Below are 23,252 nucleotides of genomic sequence, written 5' to 3' on the forward strand. Positions count from 1 at the left end.
TTACAGGTTGTCCTTTAGGCCGGACATGAATTCTGCGCGCGAGCGGTCAAAAGCCGCGATGACCGCGTCCAGATCGACTTCCGCCCCATGGCCCGCAGCAGCGCGCCGTTCGCCATCCTGACAGAGTTTGGACAGACTCTCAAAACCAAGGCTCAATGCACTGCCCTTGAGGAAATGCAGGTTCTGCTCAAGCGCGGACCGGTCGGTGTCCGACGTCAAGCGGCCCATGACCTCTCCGACTTCATCCAGAAAGATCCGGACGACCTCGTCGAACTCCTCGGGCCCGACTTCGTCACGCAGCTGGCGCACCCTTGGCCAGTGTATCATCACCGTCCTCCACCTTGACCGGTACCGTCTCTGATTACCGGTCCGGGGTAAAATCCGGGTTAAGCCGCTGCGGTGAACAGCTTTCATCGGTTGTTAAGCCGAGCGCCGTAGCTTTGCCCCACCCCCGTTGGAAAATGCGCAGAGGTTTCGCGTGCGAGTGTCCAGCCAAATTGAGGCCAAGGCTGACCTGGATTTTGGAGCCATCCGGACTGTGCTGGTGGTCGATGACAGCCGCCTGCAACGCCTTATTCTGGTGGCGTCGCTGAAGAAATGGGGATTCACGGTTGTCGAGGCCGACAGCGGTGAAGAAGCAATCGAGATCTGCAAAAAGGGCCTGCCCGATCTGGTGCTCAGTGACTGGGTGATGCCGGGCATGGGCGGGCTGGAATTCTGCCGGGCGTTCCGCGCGTTGGAGAACGACCAGTACACTTATTTCATCCTTCTGACCTCAAAAAGTGAGAAGCAGGAAGTCGCGCGCGGTCTGGATGCCGGCGCGGATGATTTCCTGATCAAACCGCTTGAAGCAGACGAGTTGCGGGCCCGCATTTCGGCAGGGGCCCGCATTCTTGATATGCAGCGCGAGCTTTCGGACAAGAACCGGTTGATCGAAACCGCTTTGTCCGAACTGCGCCTTGCGCATGACGCCATCGACAAGGATCTGATCCAGGCGCGCAAGATTCAAGAATCACTGGTGCCGGAACTCTATCGGAAATTTGGCAGGTCCCGGGTCAGCCTGCTGCTCAAACCCTGCGGCCACATCGGGGGTGACCTGGTGGGGATGTTTTCGCCGGGCGCGAACCGGATCGGGTTCTACAGCATCGACGTCTCCGGCCACGGTATCACGTCAGCAATGATGACAGCGCGGTTGGGCGGGTATCTGACCAGCCAGCATTTCGATCAGAACGTCGCAATGGAGAAGCGGTTCAACAAGTTCTACGCCTTGCTGCCACCTGAGCAGGTAGCCGTTATCCTGAATGCCCGCCTGATGGCCGACTCGGGGATCGAGGAATATTTCACCATGGTCTACGCCATCGTGGATCTGCGCAACGGCCACCTGAGGATGGTTCAGGCTGGGCACCCCCATCCACTGCTGTTGCGCCGGACCGGCCGGGCAGAGTTCCTTGGGGATGGCGGCCTTCCCATCGGATTGCTGCCCGATGTGGCGTTCCAGCAGACCGAAACCTATCTGCAGCGCGGTGACAAGCTGCTGTTGTACTCGGACGGCTTCACCGAATGCCGTGTCAAAAACGGTGATCTTCTGGATGAGGACGGGCTGCAACGGATGGCGCTGGAATGCCTAGGAGCGAACAGCGGGCCCGAGTTTCTGGACGACATGTTCTGGCGATTGACTCAGGGTATGCCGCCGGGAACGGGGATGGAGGATGACGTTTCAGCCGTGTTTTTCGAGTACAACGGAAACTAAAGCCCGGATAGATGCAGCCGCGCGAAGTGCCGGTCGCCCGCATTGCCCAACATGTGAACCGCATCGCCGGTGTTCATCCAAACCGCCTCGTGAAAGGGTTCGGTCGGTGGTCCTTTGCGTTGAACCGGGCGGGCCCGATAGATCAGGCAGACCTTCTCGGCCCACAAATCATATTCGGGCATGTAGGTGAACCGCCGGAACGCACCAACCCGCCGCGGATCCGCGATCGACCAACCGGTTTCTTCGAACACCTCGCGATGCAGGGCGACTATCGGCGACTCGCCGGGATCGATCCCGCCTCCGGGCAGCTGCAAGTCGGGTCCGGGTTCGGTCTGGCAGGTCAGCAGCAGGCTGGCCCCGCACGGCAGCAGCGCATAGACGCCGACCCGGCGCGTGTATTTCCGTCCCGGTTCCGGGGTTTCGCCGAACCGTCTGATCATGTAAGGACCCTTTCAACCCCGAATGTACGACCTATATGGTGGCGATATGCCAACTTGCGGCGCTTAAGGAAACCCCATGTCTCTTGGAACGAAAATCGCGTGGGACGATACCGTCCTGCCCTTTCAACTTGATGTATCGGATATTCGTGGCCGCGTGGCCCGGCTGGACGGGGTGCTGGACGGCATCCTGAAGCAGCACAACTACCCCGCGCAGGTCGAGGCGCTGGTGGCCGAGATGGCCTTGCTGACCGCGCTGATCGGCCAGACCGTCGCGCTGCGCTGGAAGCTGTCGCTGCAGGTTCAGTCCAAGGGGCCCGTGCGGATGATCGCAACCGACTATTACGCCCCGCGAGAAGAGGGCCAGCCCGCGCAGATCAGGGCCTATGCCAGCTTTGACCGCGACCGTCTGACCGAAGGTGCGCCCTATGATCAGGTGGGCGAGGGATACTTTGCGATCCTGATCGACCAGGGCAAGGGAACGCAACCCTATCAGGGGATCACGCCGCTGGCCGGAGGATCGCTCAGCGCCTGTGCCGAGGCGTATTTCGCGCAGTCCGAACAGCTGCCGACCCGCTTCTCGCTCAGCTTTGGCCGGTCGACCGAGCCGGGTGTGGGCGAACGCTGGCGCGCCGGCGGCATCATGCTGCAGCACATGCCAAAGGCGTCTCCGTTTGTCGCCAGCGGCGAGGGTACGGGCGAAGTTCTGACAGCCGCCGATCTGGTCGATGGTCAGGAAGAAGAGAACTGGGGTCGGGTCAACATACTTCTGGACACGGTCGAGGATCTGGAAATGATCGGACCATCCGTGGCGCCGACCGATCTGCTGGTGCGCCTGTTCCACGAGGAACAGCCCCGCGTGTACGAGGCCCAGTCGGTGCAGTTCGGCTGCACCTGCTCCGAGGACCGCGTGCGTCAAAGCCTGTCGATCTACTCGGCCCAGGACATCGAGAAGATGACCACGGACGACGGCACCGTGACCGCCGACTGCCAGTTCTGCGGCGCGCATTACGTGCTGGATCCGAAATCCGTCGGGTTCGAGGCAGAAGATCCGGATGGCGCCTGACCTGATCCCGCGTCTGAGCGCGGCGCTGGCCCGTCCCGGTGACGGGTCCAGCGACTTCGACCTCAATCCCGGGACGGTTCTGCCTGCGGGGCGCAAGCTGCGCCCCGCGGGTGTTCTGATCGCCGTGGACCTGGCCCGCGACGATCCGCGCCTGATCCTGACCAAGCGGTCTTCGGCCCTGAAACACCATCCGGGGCAGATCGCCTTTCCGGGTGGCAAGCAGGATGACACCGATGCGGATGTGACCGCAACCGCCCTGCGCGAGGCGCAGGAGGAGATCGGCCTGCCGCCGGACCTGCCACGCATTCTGGGTACCTTGCCGGTGCATGAAACCGTCACGTCATTCGCCGTGACACCGGTGGTGGCGGTTCTGGAGCGCGGCTTTGACCCGGTGGCCGAACCGGGCGAGGTTGACGAAGTATTTTCGGTTCCTGTTGCGCATGTGCTGAACCCTGCGAATTATGTGGTTGAATCGCGCATCTGGCGCGGAACACGGCGGTATTACTTCGCGGTGCCCTTTGGCCCCTACTACATCTGGGGCGCCACGGCCCGCATGTTGCGCGGGTTGGCGGCACGGATGAACGAATGATGCGGATCACCGAAGACTGGATCACGAACCCGGCCACGCAGAACGTGTGTGCGGCGCTGACCGAGGGCGGCGCGCTGGCGCTGTTCGTTGGGGGTTGCGTCCGCAATGCGCTGCTGGGAGCCCCGGTCTCGGATCTCGACATCGCCACCGATGCCCGCCCGCAACAGGTGATGGACCTGGCTGAACGGGCCGGGCTGAAGGCGATTCCGACGGGGATTGATCATGGCACCGTGACCGTGGTCAGCGAGGGCAAACCACATGAGATCACAACCTTTCGCCGCGACGTCGAAACCGACGGGCGGCGCGCGGTCGTTGCCTTTTCCGACCAGGTGGAAGAGGACGCCGCCCGCCGCGATTTTACGATGAACGCGCTCTATTCCCGCCCCGACGGCACCATTCTGGATCCGCTGGGCGGCCTGCCCGACCTGCAGGCGCGGCGCGTGCGGTTCATCGGTGCGGCCCAAGATCGCATCCGCGAGGACTATCTGCGCTCGTTGCGGTATTTCCGGTTTCACGCCTGGTATGGCGATGCGCAGGCCGGGATGGACCCGGATGCGCTGGCGGCGATTGCGGCCGATCTGGACGGGCTCGACCGGCTGTCGCGCGAACGGGTCGGGGCCGAGATGCTGAAACTGCTGGCCGCGCCCGATCCGGCCCCATCGGTGGCCGCCATGCGCAGCATCGGCGTTCTGGCGCATCTGCTGCCTGGCGCCGACGATCGGGCGCTGCCGATCCTGATCCATCTTGAATCGCAGGCCGGGCTTGCCCCCGACGCGCTGCGCCGTCTGGCAGCCATCGCGGGGCCCGAGGTTGCCGGGACTCTGCGCCTCAGCAAGGCGCAACTGGCCCGCCTGACCCGGATCCGGGACGGCGCGCAGGGCGGTGCCGGGGCGGCCGAATTGGGGTATCGGCTGGGCCAGCCGGACGGACAGGACGCGGCCCTGCTGCGCTGCGCCTTTCTGGAACAGCCCTGGACGGCTGAGACGGGCGCGGCCGTTGAAAAAGGGGCCGCGGAGTCATTCCCGGTCAAGGCCGCCGATCTGCTCGGGCGTTACTCCGGCCCTGCGCTGGGCGCGAAACTGGCCGAACTGGAAAGCCGCTGGATTGCCTCGGACTTCACGCTGGACCGGGACGCGCTGCTGCAAGTTTGACGGGAAGTCTCAAAAGGGGATGACAAGCCTTCGGGTTTCCGGCTAGGGTGCGCCTGTCACATGGATGGAGGACTGCGAATGTACTACGGGATCTGGTTCGGCTAAAGCCAGAACACCTGACCCGTACGGGTGGTGTTTTGGCGCCATCTGCTTTCGCATTTTCAATTTTCCTGCTCAATCGGAGCACCTCCATGTTTCGCTTTTTCGAAAACCTTGTAGACCCTTTTGTTGCCTATGAAGAGGTCGACCGGCCGCCGACACGGCTGTGGCCCTTCATGCTGGATTATTCCCGCCCTTTTCGGCGCGTCTTCTTCTGGGCCGCGCTGATGTCGATCATCGTGGCCGCGGTCGAGGTTGGGCTGATCTACTACATGGGCCGGGTCGTCGACCTGCTGGGCGGATCGCCGTCCGAGGTCTGGCAGGCCCACGGGACCGAGCTGGTCCTGGTCGCGCTGTTCATCCTGTTCCTGCGACCCATCCTGCATGTGCTGGACGTGTTGCTGCTGAACAATGCGATCCTGCCCAATTTCGGCACGCTGATCCGCTGGCGGGCGCACAAGCACGTTCTGCGCCAGTCGGTCGGCTGGTTCGAGAATGACTTTGCCGGGCGTATCGCAAACCGCATCATGCAAACCCCGCCCGCCGCGGGCGAGGTGGTGTTCCAGGTGTTCGATGCAATTTCGTTCTCGCTGGCCTATCTGATCGGTGCGGCGATCCTGCTGATGGCTGCCGATCCGCGCCTGCTGCTGCCGTTGCTGATCTGGTTCGCGCTCTATGCGCTGCTGGTGCGCTGGACGGTGCAGCGGGTGGGGCCGGCGTCGCAGGCCGCGTCTGATGCGCGGTCTACGGTGACGGGCCGGGTGGTCGACAGCTATACCAACATCCATTCGGTGAAGATGTTCGCCCATGCCCGGCAGGAACTCGATTATGCGCGCGAAGCGATCGAAGAGACCCGGCGCACCTTCCAGACCGAAATGCGTATCTTCACCATCATGGATGCCGTTCTGGTCGCGCTGAACGGCGTGCTGATCATCGGTGTGGTCGGCTGGGCCATTTACCTGTGGATGCAGGGCAGTGCCACGGTCGGGGTGGTGGCGGCGGCCACTGCGCTGACGCTGCGGCTGAATGCCATGACCGGCTGGATCATGTGGGCGCTGACCAGCTTCTTCCGCCAGCTGGGCGTCGTGGCCGAGGGGATGGAGACCATCGCCCAGCCCGTCGACCTGCTGGATGCACCGGGCGCCAAGCCGCTGCAACTGACCGATGGCCGGATCGAGATCCGCGACCTGTCGCACCATTATGGCCGCGAGACCGGCGGGCTGGATCACGTCAATCTGACCATCCAGCCGGGCGAAAAGGTTGGGTTGATCGGGCGGTCGGGGGCCGGGAAGTCGACCTTGGTCAAGCTGTTACTGCGGTTCTACGACGTGGAAAGCGGCGCGATCCTGATCGACGGGCAGGACATCCGCACCGTCACTCAGGACAGCCTGCGCCGCAATATCGGCATGGTTCAGCAGGACAGCGCGCTGCTGCACCGCTCGGTGCGCGACAACATCCTGTATGGCCGCCCCGATGCGACAGAAGACCAGATGATCGCCGCCGCCAAACAGGCAGAGGCGCATGACTTCATCCTCGACCTGCAGGACCCGCAGGGCCGCACCGGCTATGACGCCCATGTGGGCGAGCGCGGCGTCAAGCTGAGCGGTGGACAGCGGCAGCGGGTGACGCTGGCGCGGGTGATCCTGAAGGACGCGCCGATCTTGTTGTTGGACGAGGCCACATCCGCCCTAGATTCCGAGGTCGAAGCCGCAATCCAGGAGACGCTGTACGGCATGATGCAGGGCAAGACCGTGATCGCCATCGCGCACCGGCTCAGCACCATCGCCCAGATGGACCGGATCCTGGTGTTGGACGGAGGCCGGATCGTCGAGGAAGGCACCCATGCCGATCTTCTGGAGCAGGGCGGTCTTTACGCCCAGTTCTGGGCGCGCCAATCTGGCGGCTTCATGAACCCCGAGGCCGCGGACGAGGCAGCAGAATGACGGTCGCAGACCTGATCAAACCATTTGAACCCACCCTGACGCCCCCGCCGCAAAGGCTGGGGGCGTTCATTCGCTGGTGCCTGACAGGGGCCTGGCCCATGTTGTTCGCCGCTGCGCTGTTTTCGGCCATGGCAGGCGCGATGGAGGCCGGAACCGCCTGGATTCTGGGCTGGGTGATCGACATCGCGACCGCCAGCGGCCCCGAGAACTTTCTGACACCGCGAAACCTGTGGATGATCCTGGGCGCCGTGGCGTTCTTCATGCTGATCCGGCCGCTGCTGTTCGGGCTGTCCTCGGTGTCGAACAATTATATCGTCATGCCCAACATCCCGCCGCTGGTCCTGGCCAAGCTGAACCGCTGGACGTTGGGGCAGTCGGTCACCTATTTCGACGACGATTTTGCCGGCCGCATCGCCCAGAAACAGATGCAGACGGCCAATGCCCTGACCTCGGTCGTATCGGAAACCATCAGCGCCATCGTCTTTGCCTTGGCCTCGCTCGTGGGATCTTTGCTTTTGTTAGGGTCTATTCATCCCCTCGTCATGCTGCCCTTCGTGGCTTGGCTGGCTGTGTATTTCCTGCTGGTGCGCTGGTACCTGCCGCGCATCCGCACACGCTCGGCCGCACGGGCCGGGGCACGGGCGATGGTGTCGGGGCAGGTGGTGGACACGATCACCAACATCAAGACCGTCAAGCTGTTTGCCCATTCCGAGTTCGAGGATCAGGCCGCGCGCGACTCGATGGTTGCGCTGCGCGACAAGTCGCTGGCCTTTGGCAAACTGTCGGCCAGTTTTCGGTTCATTTTGATGACCTTGGCGGGCGTTCTGCCGGTTCTGCTGTTGGGCGCGACGCTGTGGCTGTGGCAGGCCGGGTCGGCGACCACCGGGGATATCGTGGCGGCGGGCGCCATTTCGATCCGCATCGCGCAGATGACGGGCTGGGTCAGCTTTACCCTGATGGGGATCTACGCCCATGTGGGCGAGATCGAGAACGGCATGAAAACCCTGGCGCGGCCCGACCGGGTCGAGGATGCGCCGGACGCCGCCGAGCTGACGGTGCCCGAGGGCCGGATCGAGTTTCGTGATGTCAGCTTTGCCTATGGTCGCGACGTGGGCGGGGTCTCGGACATGACGCTGACGGTGCAGCCGGGCGAAAAACTGGGGATCGTCGGTGCCTCGGGGGCGGGGAAGTCCACCTTGGTTTCGCTGCTTCTCAGGCTCTATGACAGGGAAAATGGGCAAATTCTGATCGACGGGCAGGACGTCGCCGGTGTCACGCAGGACAGCCTGCGCCGCCAGATCGGCATGGTAACGCAGGAAACCGCGATGTTCAACCGCTCGGCCCGCGACAACATCCTGTACGGCCGGCCCGATGCCAGCGAAGACCAGATGATCGCCGCCGCCAAAAAAGCCGAGGCGCATGATTTCATCCTCGATCTGCAGGACGGGCAGGGGCGCAAGGGCTATGACGCGCATCTGGGCGAGCGCGGCGTCAAGCTGAGCGGCGGCCAGCGTCAGCGCATTGCTTTGGCCCGCGCGATCCTGAAGGACGCGCCGATCCTCGTGCTGGACGAGGCGACCTCGGCGCTGGATTCCGAGGTCGAGGCCGCGATCCAGACCGCGCTGCACCGGGTGATGGAAGGCAAGACCGTTCTGGCCATCGCCCACCGCCTGTCCACCCTCAGCGAGATGGACAGGATCATCGTTCTGGATCACGGGCGCATCGTGGAAAGCGGGCCGCATGACACTCTGCTGGCGCAGGGCGGGCTATATGCGCGGTTCTGGCACCGCCAGTCGGGCGGGTTCATCCAGACCGAGGCCGCCGAATAAGGGTTTTGTTGGCGCATCAGCCCGGCTATCAGGCAGGCCATGACGCAGGAATACACCATTCTCCGCCTCGGGCATCAGGGCGACGGCATCGCCGAGGGCCCGGTCTATGCCCCCCGAACACTGCCCGGCGAGCGGGTCAGCGGCGCGCTGGACGGCTCGGTGCTGACCGATATCAAGGTGCTGACGCCGTCGGACGATCGGGTCAAGCCGCCCTGCCGCCACTACAAAAGCTGCGGCGGCTGCCAGTTGCAGCATGCCTCGGACGCCTTCGTGGCGGATTGGAAGGTCGAGGTGGTGCGCACCGCGCTGGCCGCTCAGGGGCTGCAGGCCGAGATGCGCCCGATCTTGACGTCGCCACCGCAGTCGCGTCGCCGCGCCACCATCGCTGTGCGCCGCACCAAGAAGGGCGCGCTGGCGGGGTTCCACGGCCGCGCCTCGGACGTGATCACCGAGATTCCCGATTGTCAACTGCTGGACCCGGCGCTGACCGCCGCCATCCCCGTGGCCAAGGCGCTGGCCGAACTGGGTGGCAGCCGCAAGGGCGTGTTGTCGGTTACCCTGACCCTGTCCGAAGCCGGGCTGGACGTGGCAGTGCGGGGCGGCAAGCCGCTGGATGGCCCGCTGGAACTGGCGCTTGCGCAGGCGACCGAGCAGCACGGGCTGGCGCGGCTGGCCTGGGATGGCGAGGTGATCGCCATGCGCAACCCACCCGCACAGCGGTTCGGTCCGGCGACAGTGGTCCCGCCGCCGGGGGCCTTCCTTCAGGCCACGAAAGATGGAGAACAGGCTCTAACACAGGCAGTTTTGGAGATCGTCGGCCCGGCCAAACGAGTGGTTGATCTGTTCGCGGGCTGCGGTACGTTCTCGTTGCCGCTGGCGCAACGGGCCGAGGTTCATGCCGTTGAAGGCGCGGCCGACATGACCCGCGCGCTGGATCAGGGCTGGCGCAAGTCCACGGGATTGAAACAGGTCACGACCGAGGCGCGCGACCTGTTCCGCCGCCCCTTGATGCCGGACGAGCTGCGCCGCTTCGACGCCGTGGTTCTGGACCCGCCGCGCGCCGGCGCCGAGGCCCAGGTGGCCGAGTTGGCTCAGGCCCGCCGTCCGGTCATTGCCTATGTGTCCTGCAACCCTGTGACCTTCGCGCGGGATGCAAAAATTCTGGTTCAGGCGGGCTATGCCCTTGAATGGGTCCAAGTGGTTGACCAATTTCGATGGTCATCCCACAGCGAATTGGTGGGCAGTTTCAAACTGGCAGAGAATCCATGACTCGACAGGAGACCCTTCGCATGACGATCCGGCAGCGCCTGCAGGCCTTTGTCGAAAACCCGCGGTTTTCGCAATTCATCACCGGCGTCATCCTGGTGAACGCAGTTCTGCTGGGCATGGAAACCTCGGACGGCCTGATGGCGAAATTCGGGCCGGCGATCGTGCTGCTCGACACCATCTGCCTGACCATCTTCGTGGCCGAGATTGCGATGAAACTGGTGGCCAACGGGCGCCGTTTCTTCCTCAATGGCTGGAACATCTTCGATTTCGTGATCGTCGGCATCGCCTTGGTGCCCGGCGGTGCGGGTCTTTCGGTGTTGCGTGCGCTGCGGATTCTGCGGGTGCTGCGGGTGATCTCGGTTGCGCCACGCCTGCGCCGGGTGGTCGAGGGTTTCATCTCGGCCTTGCCGGGCATGGCAAGCGTGTTCCTGTTGATGGCGATCCTGTTCTATATCGGCGCGGTGATCTCGACTAAACTGTTCTCGGACAGCTTTCCGGAGTGGTTCGGTGATCTGGGTCTGTCGGCCTATACCCTGTTCCAGATCATGACGCTGGAAAGCTGGTCGATGGGCATCGTCCGCCCGGTGATGGAGGTCTATCCCTACGCCTGGCTGTTCTTCGTGCCCTTCATCATGGTCACGACCTTTGCGGTCGTGAACCTGCTGGTCGGTCTGATTGTGAATTCGATGCAGGATGCCCACCATGCCGAGGATGAAGTCAAGACGGATGCCTATCGGGACGAGGTGCTGGACCGTCTTGAATCGATCGAACGCCGCCTGACCGAGCATATGAACAGCAAAAAGTGATTTCCGTTTCTGCCGGATTTTGGCATTATGCGAAAAAACGAGCAGGCAGTGAAATCATGGATCGTCGAGCATTTGGATTGGGTGCACTGGCAACACTGAGCCTTTCGGCTTGTGGAAGTGCGGGCCCCCGGTTTCTGACCTACAACGGACCCGAGGTGACATCCATCGTGGTGAACAAGGGCGCGCGCAAGATGTACCTGCTGCATCACGAGCAGATCTTGCGCGAATATGATGTCGAGCTTGGGTTCGCGCCAAGCGGCACAAAGGTCAAGCGCGGAGACGGTCGCACACCCGAGGGCACCTACCTGATCGACCGCCGCAACCCTCGCAGCCGATATCACCTGTCGCTGGGGATTTCCTATCCCAACAGCCAGGATATCGCCAAGGCAAAGGCGATGGGCTTCGACCCGGGTGGAGACATTTTCATTCACGGCGAACCGAACCTGCGCAAGGAATTCAAGCGCGCGAAGAAGACACCGGATTGGACAGCGGGCTGCATCGCCGTCAAGAACGAAGAGATCGAAGAGATCTATGCGATGGTGAACGAAGGTACGTTGATCACCGTGCGTCCCTGATAGGCCGCCATTTCCCGAATCCGAACTGCAGATAATCGCGCTGATAGGTTTCCTCGGCCAGCGCCTCGAGTTTGCCATCGTAGATCTGATCCAAAGAATAGGGCTGGTCCGGCGCGGGCACGCCGGGCTTCGGCGGGGCATTGTGCCCCAGGCCGCGGGCCAGATCCGGTAGCGCGGTGGCCATCTCTTCCTCGCGCAGTATGAGGTCGGGCAGGGCAAAGCCCGCAATCCCCTCCAGCATGCGGGCCTGCGTGCACCACAGCCCGTCGACCCGGATCGGGGTCTGGCCAGAGAGATTCAGCTGCAGAAACTCAAGAAACGCCGAAAACGCCTGATAGTGCTGCTCGAGCGAATAGTTTCCATCGCGCACCTGGCCCGGGATCGGCAACTTGAACCCGTTGCGCAGCCGGTTTCGGATTCCGGCATATGCGCCGGGCCCGGTGTCGAGGATCCGTTCGCAAAACACCGAATGCGCCCGCGCCAACGGGTGTCGCAGGACCGTGAATTTCCGGTGACCCGGATGCGCCTTCATCCAGCGGCGCACCTGTTTCTGGTTTCGGTCGGTGATTAGCTCGCCGCCATCAAGTTCGGACATCCATTGAACCACGATCTGTTCCGGTCCACCACGGATCGGCAGATACATCAACGGCGTTTCCGCGGCCGCGATATGACGCGAAACGGCCGGGCCCCGTCGTGGTTCAAAGTTCGGCGTTCGGTGCAGGTTGAACCGGTCCAGCGCCGCAAGGGCCGCATCCATGGCTTCGGGATTGGTCACCTTGGATAAGGCCGGTTCCGGGTTCTGAGGTTTGAGATCCGGAGCCAGTTGATCCAGACGCGCCTCAACCGCCAGCCATGCCGCCAGTCCGTTCAGAACATCCAGTTGGGTCAGATCCTCGTAACCGATGTAAAATGCGGTCTGGCCCGTTTTTTGCAGCTGGTTGACCAAACTCAGTTGAAACGCCTGCTGCTCCTCCACGTAGTCCCGGAACTCGTCCGCATCAAACGCAACCTTGGTGGCGCGCCTGCGTTTGACGTTGGTCAGCATCCACTGCTGGGTCTCCCGCGCAATCTTGAGCGAGATGTAGCTGTCCAACGGGTTGCGGTTGAGAATGATCTTTGCGCAGCGCGGATCGTTCAGCGCCATCGCCAGGGCCCGCGGGTCGTGCGAGTGAAAAAACCGGAACCCGTGCAGACCCTCCGGCGCGGAACGCATTGCTTCGATCAGTCGGTCCGGCGCAGCATCCCTGTCTTCCAGTGAAAGTCCCAGCACTTCGGTTGCTTTCGGGTATCCGATGAAGTGCGGATTGAACGCCTCGCCATGACACTGCACGCCGTCCAACGCATTCAGGTTTGCCTCCAGCAGGTTCGACCCGGTGCGCATTTCGGCAAGAATGATGAAATAGTCAAAGTCGGTCGGCATGCGGGGTCATTGCACCAGGTAGGGCTTGCGATACGGGCGGGTCTGATTGCCGAATACATCGTCGGCAGGAAAGTCGCCCATCAGGTGAGGGTGCATTCCCTGGTTCTTGAGGTTTTGCAGGAACTTTCCAAACCCGGACAGATCAACCATCGTCGGCGCCTCGATCAGATGGCTGGGCTGCGTCGCGCCCATCTCCTCAAGAACGGTTTGCAGATGTTCCATCGGAGATTCAACGAATTCGGCCATTGACCAAACATGCACGCGCGCTTTGGTCCACACGGAATCGAGCACCTCAAGCTGTTCGGTCTCAATCTTTTGCAGGCGGGCCGCTTCGGCGCGGATGTCGGCGAAATTCATGTTCGACCGAAACAGGGGAACAGCCCAGGCACCGGTGACCACGCAGACCTGTGCGTTCTTGTCTCTCGCCAGAAACCAATTGATCTTCTGGGTGTCAGCGGGGCCGAATTGAAAACACTGGCGTTCGCCCCGGGTGTTCCAGATCAGGTTCGACAGAAACGCCGTCGGATTGTAGTCGCGCAAAATGGCGTTGTCGCTGAGGGACCCGTTCAGGATAGTCTCTCCTTCGGCGAATTCGGCGCGCTTGGGGTTGAAAAGATGCCCATGGACGCAGGCGCCTGACGCATTGCCCAGCCAGCTTTCAAAGCCCTCAAACAACTCGGAAAAACCCTGAAACACGGAGTAAGGAAACGCGGTCAGGCCGTTTTCGCTGCCATGGCGGGGAAAACGGCTTTGCATGTACAGGCCGTCGCGGCCGCGGGTACGACGCTCGACCGCTTTGGAAAATACGCGGTCAATCTTGCCGGGATTGGGCTCGGCGGGTTTTCCGGCGAGGGACTGATCGTTCAGAAACGCCTGATACAGCCGGTCGGCGCGCGGCCAGATCTTGCGGGCGACGAAACAATCGGATCGGCGCAGCAACTGCAGGTGATCGTCATAGAAGATGTGCGGGCGGCCCTGATAGTCGAATTTCGACAGCGTCAGCGATCGGCTTTCGATCTGGGTGGAATAGAGCCGCGCCAGCGTCTGGAAATAGCTTTCGTCGGGGATCCATACATGCCGGAAATATCGATCATAGACACCTCGCTTGGGGTCCTGCAGGATCGCGGTCAGGGTCTGCCGCGTCAGGCACCACCACTGGCTGCCCATATGCGGGATCAGCCCGTTGGGGATTGTCCGCCGATATCCGACCGCGCGCTGAAGCTTGACGAAGCGGTCAAACAGCTTGCGGTGTTTGCGCCACGAGAAGGGAAACCTCAGGGTAAAGCGTTCAAGGTCCAGCCCGCCCACGGTCCAACTGACATCGGCGGTGGTGGCGCTTTCAATGAAATCCACGCGGGGCCGGTCGCTCAGGTAATCGATCAGGTCCTGAACCGGGCGCAAGGGCAGGCAAGAGCCCGATGACAGAAAGACATGGCGTACGTCGGGAAAGCGCTCCAGCATCAGCGTCGCGGCAGATTGCGAAGCCGCAACGATACCCCAGCCGCCCCACTCGCAGGCCTGGCGGTCGCAGAACAGGATCAGCGGATCATCACCACAGGCCGCGACAAAATCTTCGAACACGGCCGGGTCGACCTTGCGGTCGACGTGGATGACCACCGGACAACCTGCCGCGGTCCAGTGCCGGGCAACCTGCTCAGCCCGGTCCAGCGCAGTGTGGACCAGCATCACGATGCCCAGGGTCCCGCTCATGCCCAGTTCCCTTTGGACATCAGACCCAGAATCTCAAGTTGGCGCCAATTGATGTATCTCTCGGACCATTTGCACCAGAAAACCGGTTTGCTCTCCAACTGATCGACATAGGCCCTGTATTCGCCGGACGCGCGGTAGTGTTCACCGCGCTGCAGTTCTTCGCGGGCTTTGTCACCCAGCGTGTTGATCAGCTTGGCATGCAGCAATGCTCCGCTGGTTTTCTCGCCGCCCCACTCGTCGTAGACCTGGTTCAGGCCGCGTGGCAGCAGCGCGTGGGTCGAGCTGACATAGACATAGCGCCGATCCCATTTGACCAGAGGGATCTTGTTCAGCGCGGGCGCTTTCGCGGGCTTGTCCTGAAAGAAAACCCGTGCCCGTGGCCCGCCCTGAATCCACAGGTTTCCATAGGCCGGGTTCTTGGTGATCATGTAGTTGCCCGAGTCGAACCATGCGGCAATCTCGAACGGGTCCTGCCCCTCGTTATAGGTGGCGTCCTGTATCGGCCCCTCGGGATACATGTCCAGCAGCATCGTCCCGAAACTGCGCACCCCGGTGCCGTCCAGCCAGTCGGTCAGCGCGTCGATAGGACGTGTGTCGCAGAACGGATAGATCAGGAACTCGTCCGGATCTACGGTCAGGACCCAGTGTCCATGGGCGTATTTCCGCAGCAAGTAGTTGGACCAGTCGATCCCGAATGTCGAACGGCGATAGCTGGCATTCGTATACCAGACCGAGACATCGGGCTGCGCCTTGAGATAGTCCAGCGTGCCATCCGTGCTGTCATTGTCGACGAACAGGAAATGCCGGACGCCCAGCTTGCGGTAATAGTCCAGAAAATAGGGCAGGCGGATCTTTTCGTTGCGCACGACGCTCATCAGCAGAACATCACCGGACCGGATCTGCCGGGTGTTGTTGCGGACGGTGCGCAGATCGCGTCTTCGGCGGATGCAGCGCACAAGACGGCGCTTGCGCCGCAGTCTCATCCGGTAAGAATCCAAAAGGCTCACGCGCCGCCCAACCTTCTTGTAATACGCGAGCATGTCCGGGGTCCGCATTTGGTCAGACGGGAGCCGGACACTAACGTTTTATGACATTTTCGCACCTTGCGAAGCAATGTATTTAAAAGCCGTTAGCCAAGCATGGGTTTTTGGGGCACAGGATTCCCCGTTCACGTCCACCCGCCCGCTGACAGCAGTCCAAGGCTCTGCAGATGCGCCCAGCCTGAATACCGTTCTGATTGTGGAGTCCAAAGGTCGGGCCCGGCAATGATGCCATCATAGTATGGCCCGAATTGGTCGGGATCATGAAAATGCTGGCGCCTTTGTTTTTCGATGCGCGACTTCTCGACGACTTGCGGCAGGAATTTCGTGTGCAACAGGACGCCCGAGGGGGTTTGCCCGGAAGGCCCGCCATAGGCAAAATTCAGGTGTCGGGGCAGGGCCGAGTGACAGGAGTTCACGAAGGCATAGCGGCGGTCCCACTTCACCAACGGAATCTTGTTCAGGGTCGGAGACCGGTCCGGGCAATCGGCAAAGAAGGCGCGTTCGCGAACGCCGCCTTGCACCCACAGGTTTCCCAACGGCTCTTGCCGGCGCGCCCTGTAAGGGCCGGGATCGAACCAGCTCAAAGTTTCGGTGGGGTCGGCCTCGGGGTCATAGGGCGCCGTGCCCAACGGGCCTTTCGGGTATAGATCAAGCATCAGCGCGCCAAAGGCCTGCCGTCCGATTTGGTCCAGCCATCCCGTCAGATCGCGCAGGCCGCGGCAGTCGTGATGGGCATAGATCAGCAGTTCGTCCGCATCCACCATCAGGGTCCAGTGACCATGGCCATGCCGCATCTGCAACCAGGTCAGCCAGTCCAGCCCGAACCGCGCCTCGCGATAGCTGGCCCCGGTCTGCCACAGCGATACGTCCGGCTGGTTCAGCAGATAGGTGGTCGAACCGTCATCACTGCCGTTGTCGACCATCAGGAAATGATCGACCCCCAGCCGGCGATAGTGGCGCAGAAACCAGGGAAGGCGCTCGATCTCGTTGCGCAGGGTGATAAATGCCAGAATGTCGGTGGGCGCGATCAGACGGGTCTTGTCCGAAACCGGCGTCAGAGCGTGACGGCTGCGGAAGGACCGCCACAACAGGCGTTTGCGTTTCAGGCGCAGGCGGTATCTGCGCACCCAACCCGGAGCTTTTCCGTCGGTTGTCGAAGTTGCGCCCATGGCATGATCACTTTTCGTAGTGGCCATTTTGATGCCAGCGCCAGGCATCGGCGATCATCACTTCCAGCCGCGACCGTTTGGGCCGCCAGCCCAGTTCCGCCTCGGCCCGGGTCGAGCCTGACACCAGCTTGGTGCAATCGCCCGCTCGGCGCGGACCGACATTGAAGGGCACTTCGCGGTTGGTCACGCTGTGCGACTGCGCGATCACCTCTTTGACCGAAAACCCGGTGCCGGTGCCCAGGTTGAACACCCGGCTGCCCTTGCCCTGTTCCAGCCAGCGCAGGCCCAGCACATGCGCATCCACCAGGTCGCAGACATGAACATAGTCGCGGATGCAGGTGCCGTCGGGCGTATCGTAATCGGTGCCAAAGACAGTCAGCGCGTCGCGCTTCCCGTCGATCGCGTCCAACAACAGCGGAACCAGATGGGTCTCGGGGCGGTGAAACTCGCCCACGTCGCCGTCAGGGTCGGCGCCGGCCACGTTGAAATAGCGAAAGATCACGTGGTTCAGCCCGTGCGCCTGTTCGAAATCGCGCAGGATGTCCTCGATCGCGCGTTTCGAAGCGCCATAAGCGTTCAGCGGGTGTTGCGGCGTGGTTTCGTCCAGCACCACGTTGTCGTGGTCGCCATAGGTCGCGCAGGTGGACGAAAACACGAAATCCATGCAACCGGCGGCCACGGCCGCCTCGATCAGGTTCAGCGATCCGGTGACGTTGTTGCGCCAGTACCGGCCCGGCTCGCTCATGGCTTCGCCGACCTGGCTGAGCGCGGCAAAATGCATCACTGCCGCCGGTTGGTACTTGGCAAAGACCTGATCCAGCCGCGCGCGGTCCAGCAGATCGCCCTGTTCGAACGGGCCGAATTTCACCGCATCTCGCCAGCCGGTGACAAGGTTGTCATAGGTCACGGGCACATAGCCCGCCTGCGCCAGCGCCTTGCAGGCATGAGATCCGATATATCCGGCGCCGCCGGTCACGAGTATGTTTTTCATCCGTGGTCCTGCCGAATGTCTGCCCGTCATGGGTTAGCTGCCAGGCTGCCAGTGAGGAACGGGGAAATTGCGCCTATTCCAACCCCATCGCGGCCATCATGCTTTCGATCTTGGCCACGTCCTGCGGATTGTTCAACTCCCAGAACTGACGGCCTTTGGCCTCGACCTCGACACACAGAACCTTGCGCCCGTTTTCCATGAACCGCAGCTGTTCCAGACCCTCGAGCCGTTCCAGCGGCCCCACCGGCCAGCCCGGATAGGCGGCCAGCGCGTCGGGGCGGTAGGCATAGACGCCCACATGGTGGAACACCGGCGTCGGATCCGACCCGGCATAGGTGTCGGCGGTGAAGGGGATCACTTCCTTCGAGAAATAGAGCGCGCTGTGATCGGACGCGAAGACGGCGGTGGTGCCGCCCACCCGGCCGTGCCTGCGGTCGTTCAGCAGCCCGTTCAGCGCCTCGCCGTCGCACCGCAGCACCGGCGTGGCCACGCCGGCCTCAGGCGCGGCGCGCAGGCCATTGACCAGATCCTCGATGAACCAATGCGGGGTCAGGGGGGCGTCGCCCTGCAGGTTGACCACGATCTCGTACCCGCCGCCCAGCCTGTCATGCGCCTCGGCGCAGCGTTCGGTGCCGTTGGCGCAGCTTTCCGAGGTCATCACCACCTCGGCGCCAAAGCCCTCGGCCGCAGCGCGGATGCGGTCGTCATCGGTGGCCACCACCACCCGGTCGACGCCCGAGACCGACATGGCTGCGCGCCAGGACCGTTCGATCAGGGTCATGGGCTTTCCCGTCGCGCCGGTCAGCGGCACCAGCGGTTTGCCCGGATAGCGGGTCGAGGCATAGCGGGCGGGGATCGCGATCAGAACCGACATCAGGCCTCCTTGAGTTCGACGCCGGGGGCATAGGCGATGAAGAACGGGTTGGCATAGCCCTCTTTGCCGTAGGTCAGCGGCGTCTGGTCGTCAAAACGCACCACGTGGCCCCCGGCACCGGACAGCACCGCGTGGCCAGCGGCGGTGTCCCACTCCATCGTGCGACCGACACGCGGGTAGAGGTCGGCCTCGCCCGTGGCCACTAGGCAGAATTTCAACGACGAGCCCGCCGACTTGCTGTCTTTGACCTGGTATTTGTTGATATAGTCATCCGTAGCCTGGTCGCGATGCGATTTCGAAGCCACCACCAAAAGCGCCGAATTGTCAGGATCAGAGACTGAAATCGGGGTCAGTGTGCCCGGTTCGTCCTTGTCCAGGGCGCCGGTTTCCTCGACCGAGCTGCCATCGGCCAGGGTATAGAACATGCGCCCGCGGGCCGGGGCAAAGACCACGCCGCGGGTGGGCACGCCGTTTTCGACCAGCGCGATGTTCACGGTGAAATCGCCACGTCGGTTGATGAATTCCTTGGTGCCGTCCAGCGGATCGACGATCAGAAAGGTGTCGCCCTGCTTGCTGTGCGACGCGGCCTGTTCCTCGGTCACCAGCAGGATGTCGGGAAAGGCGGCGCGCAGCCCGGCCGAGATCAGGGCATCGGCGGCTTCGTCGGCTTCGGTCACGGGGCTGGAATCGGATTTGACCTTCACGTCAAAATCATCGGCGTCGTAGATCTCCATGATCTTGTCGCCCGCTTCCAGGGCCAGGCGTCTGATCACGGGGATGAGGTCGTCATAGGTCACAAAAATGCTCCGTTTCCATGGTTTGTTGATCCGAAAACCTGACGAACTTATGCTGTGCCGGATACGGAACGGCAAGGAATTCGTGTCACGCTGGCGGAACAAAACCGGGAAAGAGCGTTCGAGTGTTCTATTACAAGCGAAGCAGCAGCCTTGTGGGTGGGGCATTCAACCTTGCGGAACTGGTGTTTCACGCCGTGGTCCGCAACATCCGCTCGCAGCATTCCAACGCCGTAATCGCCATCATGATGAACATCGTCCAGGTCGTTTTGATGGCGACCGTGTTCTATTTCATCATGTCGTTTCTGGGCGGACGGGTGGCCAAGATCCGGGGTGAGTTCATCCTGTACATCCTGTCCGGCATTTTTCTTTTCATGACGCACATCAAGTCCGTCGGTGCGATTGCGGGGCTTGGAGGCACCAACAATCCCATGATGCTGCATTCGCCGATGAACATGATGGTTCTGCTTTTGGCCGCCGCCTTCGGGACCTTGTACACGCAGGTCGTTTCAATCCTGGTGATCCTGTTCGTCTACAGCGTCGCGGTCAATCCGATCGAGATGCAGGACCCGGGCGGTGCGTTCGCGATGCTGATCCTTGCTTGGTACACCGGCTGCGCGGTCGGTTTGGTCTTCATGGCGCTCAAGCCGTGGATGCCGCAGACCTCCACCATTCTCAGCAATGTCTATCGCCGGATGAACATGATCTTCTCGGGCAAGATGTTCGTGGGCAACGCGCTGGGCGGCTGGATGCTTGCCATGTTCGCCTGGAACCCGTTGTTTCACGTGATCGATCAGTGCCGCGGTTTCGTGTTTCGCAACTACTTTCCGCGCAACTCTAGCTGGGAATATGCGCTGTGGGTCGGTATCGCCCTGATGATGATCGGGTTGCTCGGAGAGTTCTTTACCCGCAAGCACATCTCGAAAAGCTGGGATGCCCGCCGCTAGGTTGCCACGCGCAGCGTCAAGTTGATCCGGCCCCCTTTGGGCAGCAGGCGCGAAGACCCGAACCGGATCCGGTCGACGCCGTGATAGGCCAACCGGGCGGGACCGCCCATGACGACCACGTCGCCGGAATTCAGCCAGACGGACTCGGTCTTGCCGCCGCGGGTCGTGTTGCCGATCCGGAACAAGGCGTCATCGCCCAACGAAACCGACAGGACCGGCCACGAGAAATCGGCCTCGTCCTTGTCCTGGTGCATCCCCATCTTTGCGCCTTCGCCGTAATAGTTGATCAGACAGCAATCGGGATCTCGAGCGGTTCCGGCAAGGTCGCGCCATATCGACAGGATTGGATCCGGAATGGCGGGCCACGACATGCCCCTGGGGTGCGCGTCCTGGTACCGGTATCCGGCCCCGTCCGACACCCAGCCCAACGTTCCGGCAGACGTCATGCGAACCGACATCTTGCGCCCCGAAGCGGTGCTGGGATGAAACAGCGGAGCGGCTTTCAGAATCGGCCGCAAAAGCTCGATGATCTGCCGCTGAGCAGCGCCGCCCAGATGACCTTTTCGGATGTCGAACCCCCGTAAATTCAGGCGCGTCATGACAGAAACCTCATTCCTTTCGAAATCCTTGCCAAAAAAGGCCCAAGATTCCCGAAAACCTGCATTTCACAACGCTTGCAGGCCTCAGGCCTCGCCCTTATATACGCCGGGACGCGCGATGGTGTAGACCTGTCGCGCCCAGCAGATCGGGGCAGGGATGCCGTAACGGGTTCCGGCCTCGGGACATCGCCTTGAAAAGAAAGGGATCGAAAAATGGGAAAAGTAATCGGGATTGACCTCGGGACCACCAACTCGTGCGTAGCCATCATGGACGGCGCGCAGCCGAAGGTCATCGAAAACGCGGAAGGGGCGCGGACCACGCCCTCGATCGTCGCCTTCACCGAAGACGAGCGACTGGTCGGGCAGCCGGCGAAACGCCAGGCGGTCACCAACCCCGACAACACGATTTTTGGCGTCAAGCGCCTGATCGGGCGTCGTGTGGATGACGCAGAAGTCCAGAAGGACAAGAAAATGGTGCCCTACGCCATCGTCGATGGCGGCAACGGCGACGCTTGGGTCGAGGCCCGCGGGCAGAAATACTCTCCAAGCCAGATCTCGGCCTTCATCCTCGGCAAGATGAAAGAAACCGCTGAAAGCTATCTGGGTGAAGAAGTCACGCAGGCCGTAATCACCGTTCCGGCCTATTTCAACGACGCTCAGCGTCAGGCCACCAAGGACGCAGGCAAGATCGCCGGTCTGGAAGTGCTGCGGATCATCAACGAACCGACTGCCGCCGCGCTGGCCTATGGCCTGGACAAGCAGGACAGCCAGACCATCGCGGTCTATGACCTTGGCGGTGGTACCTTCGACGTGACCATCCTGGAAATCGACGACGGCCTGTTCGAGGTCAAGTCGACCAATGGTGATACCTTCCTGGGTGGTGAAGACTTTGACATGCGCATCGTCAACTACCTGGCCGACGAGTTCAAAAAAGAACACGGAGTCGACCTGAGCCAGGACAAGATGGCGCTGCAGCGTCTGAAGGAAGCCGCAGAGAAGGCCAAGATCGAGCTCAGCTCGACCACCCAGACCGAGATCAACCAGCCGTTCATCTCGATGGGCGCGAACGGTCAGCCGCTGCACATGGTCATGAAGCTGACCCGTGCCAAGCTGGAATCGCTGGTCGGCGACCTGATCAAGAAGTCGCTGAAGCCCTGCCAGGCCGCTCTGAAAGACGCCGGCATCTCGGCCAGCGATGTGGATGAGGTTGTTCTGGTCGGTGGTATGACCCGGATGCCGAAAGTCATCGAAGAGGTGACCAAGTTCTTCGGCAAGGAGCCGCACAAAGGTGTGAACCCGGACGAAGTCGTGGCCATGGGTGCTGCGATCCAGGCCGGTGTTCTGCAAGGCGACGTCAAGGACGTGGTTCTGCTGGACGTGACCCCGCTGTCGCTGGGCATCGAAACTCTGGGCGGCGTGTTCACCCGCCTGATCGACCGCAACACCACGATCCCGACCAAGAAGTCCCAGGTCTTCTCGACCGCCGAGGACAACCAGAACGCCGTGACCATCCGGGTGTTCCAGGGTGAGCGTGAAATGGCTGCGGACAACAAGATCCTGGGCCAGTTCAACCTTGAAGACATCCCGCCGGCCCCGCGCGGCATGCCTCAGATCGAGGTGACCTTCGACATCGACGCCAACGGCATTGTTTCGGTTTCGGCCAAGGACAAAGGCACCGGCAAGGAACAGAAGATCACGATCCAGGCCTCGGGCGGACTGTCGGAAGAAGACATCGAAAAGATGGTCAAGGACGCCGAGGAAAACGCCGAAGCCGACCGCAAGCGCAAGGAGCTGGTCGAAGCCAAGAACCAGGCCGAAAGCCTGATCCACGCGACCGAGAAATCGATCGAGGAGCATGGCGACAAGGTCGATCCGTCGACCATCGAGGCCATCGAACTGGCGCTGGCGGCCCTCAAAGACGAGGTCGAGTCGGACAATGCCGACAAGATCAAGGCCGGCATCCAGAACGTGACCGAAGCGGCCATGAAACTGGGCGAGGCGATCTACAAGGCGCAGTCCGAAGAGGCCAGCGACGAACCGGCAGCCGCGGATGCGGGTCCCGGCGATGACGACATCGTCGATGCCGAGTTCGAAGACCTGGACGATGACAAGCGCAACTAACGGGTAACCGGGCCAATTCGGGCCGGTCCGGATGCCGGGCCGGCCCGTTTACGTTGAGGCAGAAGGAAAT

At 62.1% G+C, this 23,252-nt stretch carries 21 protein-coding genes; 11 read left to right on the top strand and 10 right to left on the bottom strand.

Annotation, left to right across the window (positions count from 1 at the left end; all coding sequences use genetic code 11):
• A complete protein-coding gene (locus ACR0MM_RS18070; protein ID WP_170373155.1) occupies nt 1-327 on the bottom strand; it encodes an Hpt domain-containing protein in 327 nt (108 codons plus the stop codon).
• A 157-nt stretch (nt 328-484) separates the two neighbouring features.
• Here ACR0MM_RS18070 and ACR0MM_RS18075 point away from each other — a divergent pair, with 157 nt between their 5' ends.
• Entirely contained in the window at nt 485-1,750 is a 1,266-nt protein-coding gene (locus tag ACR0MM_RS18075; protein ID WP_480697734.1) for a PP2C family protein-serine/threonine phosphatase, read from the top strand.
• On the opposite strand, the gene ACR0MM_RS18080 is transcribed toward ACR0MM_RS18075, so the two are convergent.
• Nucleotides 1,747-2,190: an NUDIX hydrolase gene (locus tag ACR0MM_RS18080; protein WP_480697736.1), complete on the bottom strand. Its 444-nt coding sequence runs from the start codon at nt 2,188-2,190 to the stop codon at nt 1,747-1,749. The genes ACR0MM_RS18075 and ACR0MM_RS18080 overlap by 4 nt on opposite strands.
• Before the next feature lie 76 nt (nt 2,191-2,266).
• Between ACR0MM_RS18080 and hslO the strand changes: the two genes are divergently transcribed.
• The 8 genes from hslO (at nt 2,267) to ACR0MM_RS18120 (ending at nt 11,514) form a co-directional block, all read left to right on the top strand.
• Nucleotides 2,267-3,253 carry an Hsp33 family molecular chaperone HslO gene (hslO, locus tag ACR0MM_RS18085; protein WP_480697738.1) on the top strand — a complete coding sequence of 329 codons (987 nt, stop codon included), beginning with the start codon at nt 2,267-2,269 and terminating at the stop codon, nt 3,251-3,253.
• Complete coding sequence (locus ACR0MM_RS18090; RefSeq protein WP_480697740.1) at nt 3,243-3,842, top strand: CoA pyrophosphatase; 600 nt, start codon at nt 3,243-3,245, stop codon at nt 3,840-3,842. The genes hslO and ACR0MM_RS18090 overlap by 11 nt, the downstream gene beginning before the upstream one ends.
• The gene (locus tag ACR0MM_RS18095; RefSeq protein WP_480697742.1) at nt 3,839-4,993 is read left to right on the top strand and encodes a CCA tRNA nucleotidyltransferase; all 1,155 of its coding nucleotides are present in this window, start codon (nt 3,839-3,841) and stop codon (nt 4,991-4,993) included. The genes ACR0MM_RS18090 and ACR0MM_RS18095 overlap by 4 nt, the downstream gene beginning before the upstream one ends.
• 191 nt (nt 4,994-5,184) lie before the next feature.
• Nucleotides 5,185-7,035, top strand: coding sequence for an ABC transporter ATP-binding protein (locus ACR0MM_RS18100; protein ID WP_480697744.1), 1,851 nt, complete (start codon nt 5,185-5,187; stop codon nt 7,033-7,035).
• Nucleotides 7,032-8,864, top strand: a complete 1,833-nt coding sequence (locus tag ACR0MM_RS18105) for an ABC transporter ATP-binding protein (protein WP_480697746.1) — start codon at nt 7,032-7,034, stop codon at nt 8,862-8,864. Before ACR0MM_RS18100 ends, ACR0MM_RS18105 begins: the two co-directional genes overlap by 4 nt.
• A gap of 39 nt (nt 8,865-8,903) precedes the next feature.
• Complete coding sequence (locus tag ACR0MM_RS18110; RefSeq protein ID WP_480697748.1) at nt 8,904-10,133, top strand: class I SAM-dependent RNA methyltransferase; 1,230 nt, start codon at nt 8,904-8,906, stop codon at nt 10,131-10,133.
• 20 nt (nt 10,134-10,153) lie between these two features.
• Nucleotides 10,154-10,939: an ion transporter gene (locus tag ACR0MM_RS18115; protein ID WP_170370378.1), complete on the top strand. Its 786-nt coding sequence runs from the start codon at nt 10,154-10,156 to the stop codon at nt 10,937-10,939.
• Nucleotides 10,940-10,995: 56 nt separating this feature from the next.
• Entirely contained in the window at nt 10,996-11,514 is a 519-nt protein-coding gene (locus tag ACR0MM_RS18120; RefSeq protein ID WP_170363974.1) for a L,D-transpeptidase family protein, read from the top strand.
• Here ACR0MM_RS18120 and ACR0MM_RS18125 read toward each other — a convergent pair.
• The 7 genes from ACR0MM_RS18125 to cysQ all read right to left on the bottom strand — a co-directional run bounded on the left by ACR0MM_RS18125 (nt 11,498) and on the right by cysQ (nt 19,518).
• Entirely contained in the window at nt 11,498-12,934 is a 1,437-nt protein-coding gene (locus tag ACR0MM_RS18125; RefSeq protein WP_170451801.1) for a nodulation protein NodH, read from the bottom strand. The two genes, ACR0MM_RS18120 and ACR0MM_RS18125, sit on opposite strands and share 17 nt — an antisense overlap.
• A gap of 6 nt (nt 12,935-12,940) precedes the next feature.
• A complete protein-coding gene (locus tag ACR0MM_RS18130; protein WP_480697750.1) occupies nt 12,941-14,644 on the bottom strand; it encodes a DUF5927 domain-containing protein in 1,704 nt (567 codons plus the stop codon).
• Nucleotides 14,641-15,627, bottom strand: coding sequence for a glycosyltransferase family 2 protein (locus ACR0MM_RS18135; protein WP_480697752.1), 987 nt, complete (start codon nt 15,625-15,627; stop codon nt 14,641-14,643). The genes ACR0MM_RS18130 and ACR0MM_RS18135 overlap by 4 nt, the downstream gene beginning before the upstream one ends.
• A 185-nt stretch (nt 15,628-15,812) precedes the next feature.
• A complete protein-coding gene (locus tag ACR0MM_RS18140; protein ID WP_480697794.1) occupies nt 15,813-16,856 on the bottom strand; it encodes a glycosyltransferase family 2 protein in 1,044 nt (347 codons plus the stop codon).
• Between the two features lie 7 nt (nt 16,857-16,863).
• On the bottom strand, nt 16,864-17,847 hold the full coding sequence (gene galE / locus ACR0MM_RS18145; RefSeq protein WP_480697754.1) for a UDP-glucose 4-epimerase GalE: 984 nt from the start codon (nt 17,845-17,847) through the stop codon (nt 16,864-16,866).
• A gap of 73 nt (nt 17,848-17,920) precedes the next feature.
• Nucleotides 17,921-18,721: a 3-deoxy-manno-octulosonate cytidylyltransferase family protein gene (locus ACR0MM_RS18150; protein WP_480697756.1), complete on the bottom strand. Its 801-nt coding sequence runs from the start codon at nt 18,719-18,721 to the stop codon at nt 17,921-17,923.
• Nucleotides 18,721-19,518 carry a 3'(2'),5'-bisphosphate nucleotidase CysQ gene (gene cysQ, locus ACR0MM_RS18155; RefSeq protein WP_480697758.1) on the bottom strand — a complete coding sequence of 266 codons (798 nt, stop codon included), beginning with the start codon at nt 19,516-19,518 and terminating at the stop codon, nt 18,721-18,723. The genes ACR0MM_RS18150 and cysQ overlap by 1 nt, the downstream gene beginning before the upstream one ends.
• 122 nt (nt 19,519-19,640) lie before the next feature.
• Between cysQ and ACR0MM_RS18160 the strand changes: the two genes are divergently transcribed.
• Nucleotides 19,641-20,462, top strand: a complete 822-nt coding sequence (locus ACR0MM_RS18160) for an ABC transporter permease (protein WP_093963926.1) — start codon at nt 19,641-19,643, stop codon at nt 20,460-20,462.
• Here ACR0MM_RS18160 and ACR0MM_RS18165 read toward each other — a convergent pair.
• Nucleotides 20,459-21,061, bottom strand: coding sequence for an alpha-ketoglutarate-dependent dioxygenase AlkB family protein (locus tag ACR0MM_RS18165; RefSeq protein ID WP_480697760.1), 603 nt, complete (start codon nt 21,059-21,061; stop codon nt 20,459-20,461). The genes ACR0MM_RS18160 and ACR0MM_RS18165 overlap by 4 nt on opposite strands.
• Before the next feature lie 213 nt (nt 21,062-21,274).
• On the opposite strand from ACR0MM_RS18165, the gene dnaK reads away from it, so the two are divergent.
• On the top strand, nt 21,275-23,182 hold the full coding sequence (gene dnaK / locus ACR0MM_RS18170) for a molecular chaperone DnaK (protein ID WP_170342692.1): 1,908 nt from the start codon (nt 21,275-21,277) through the stop codon (nt 23,180-23,182).
• The last annotated feature ends 70 nt before the right edge of the window (nt 23,183-23,252 follow it).

The organism is Ruegeria sp. BC6 (genome assembly GCF_056539185.1).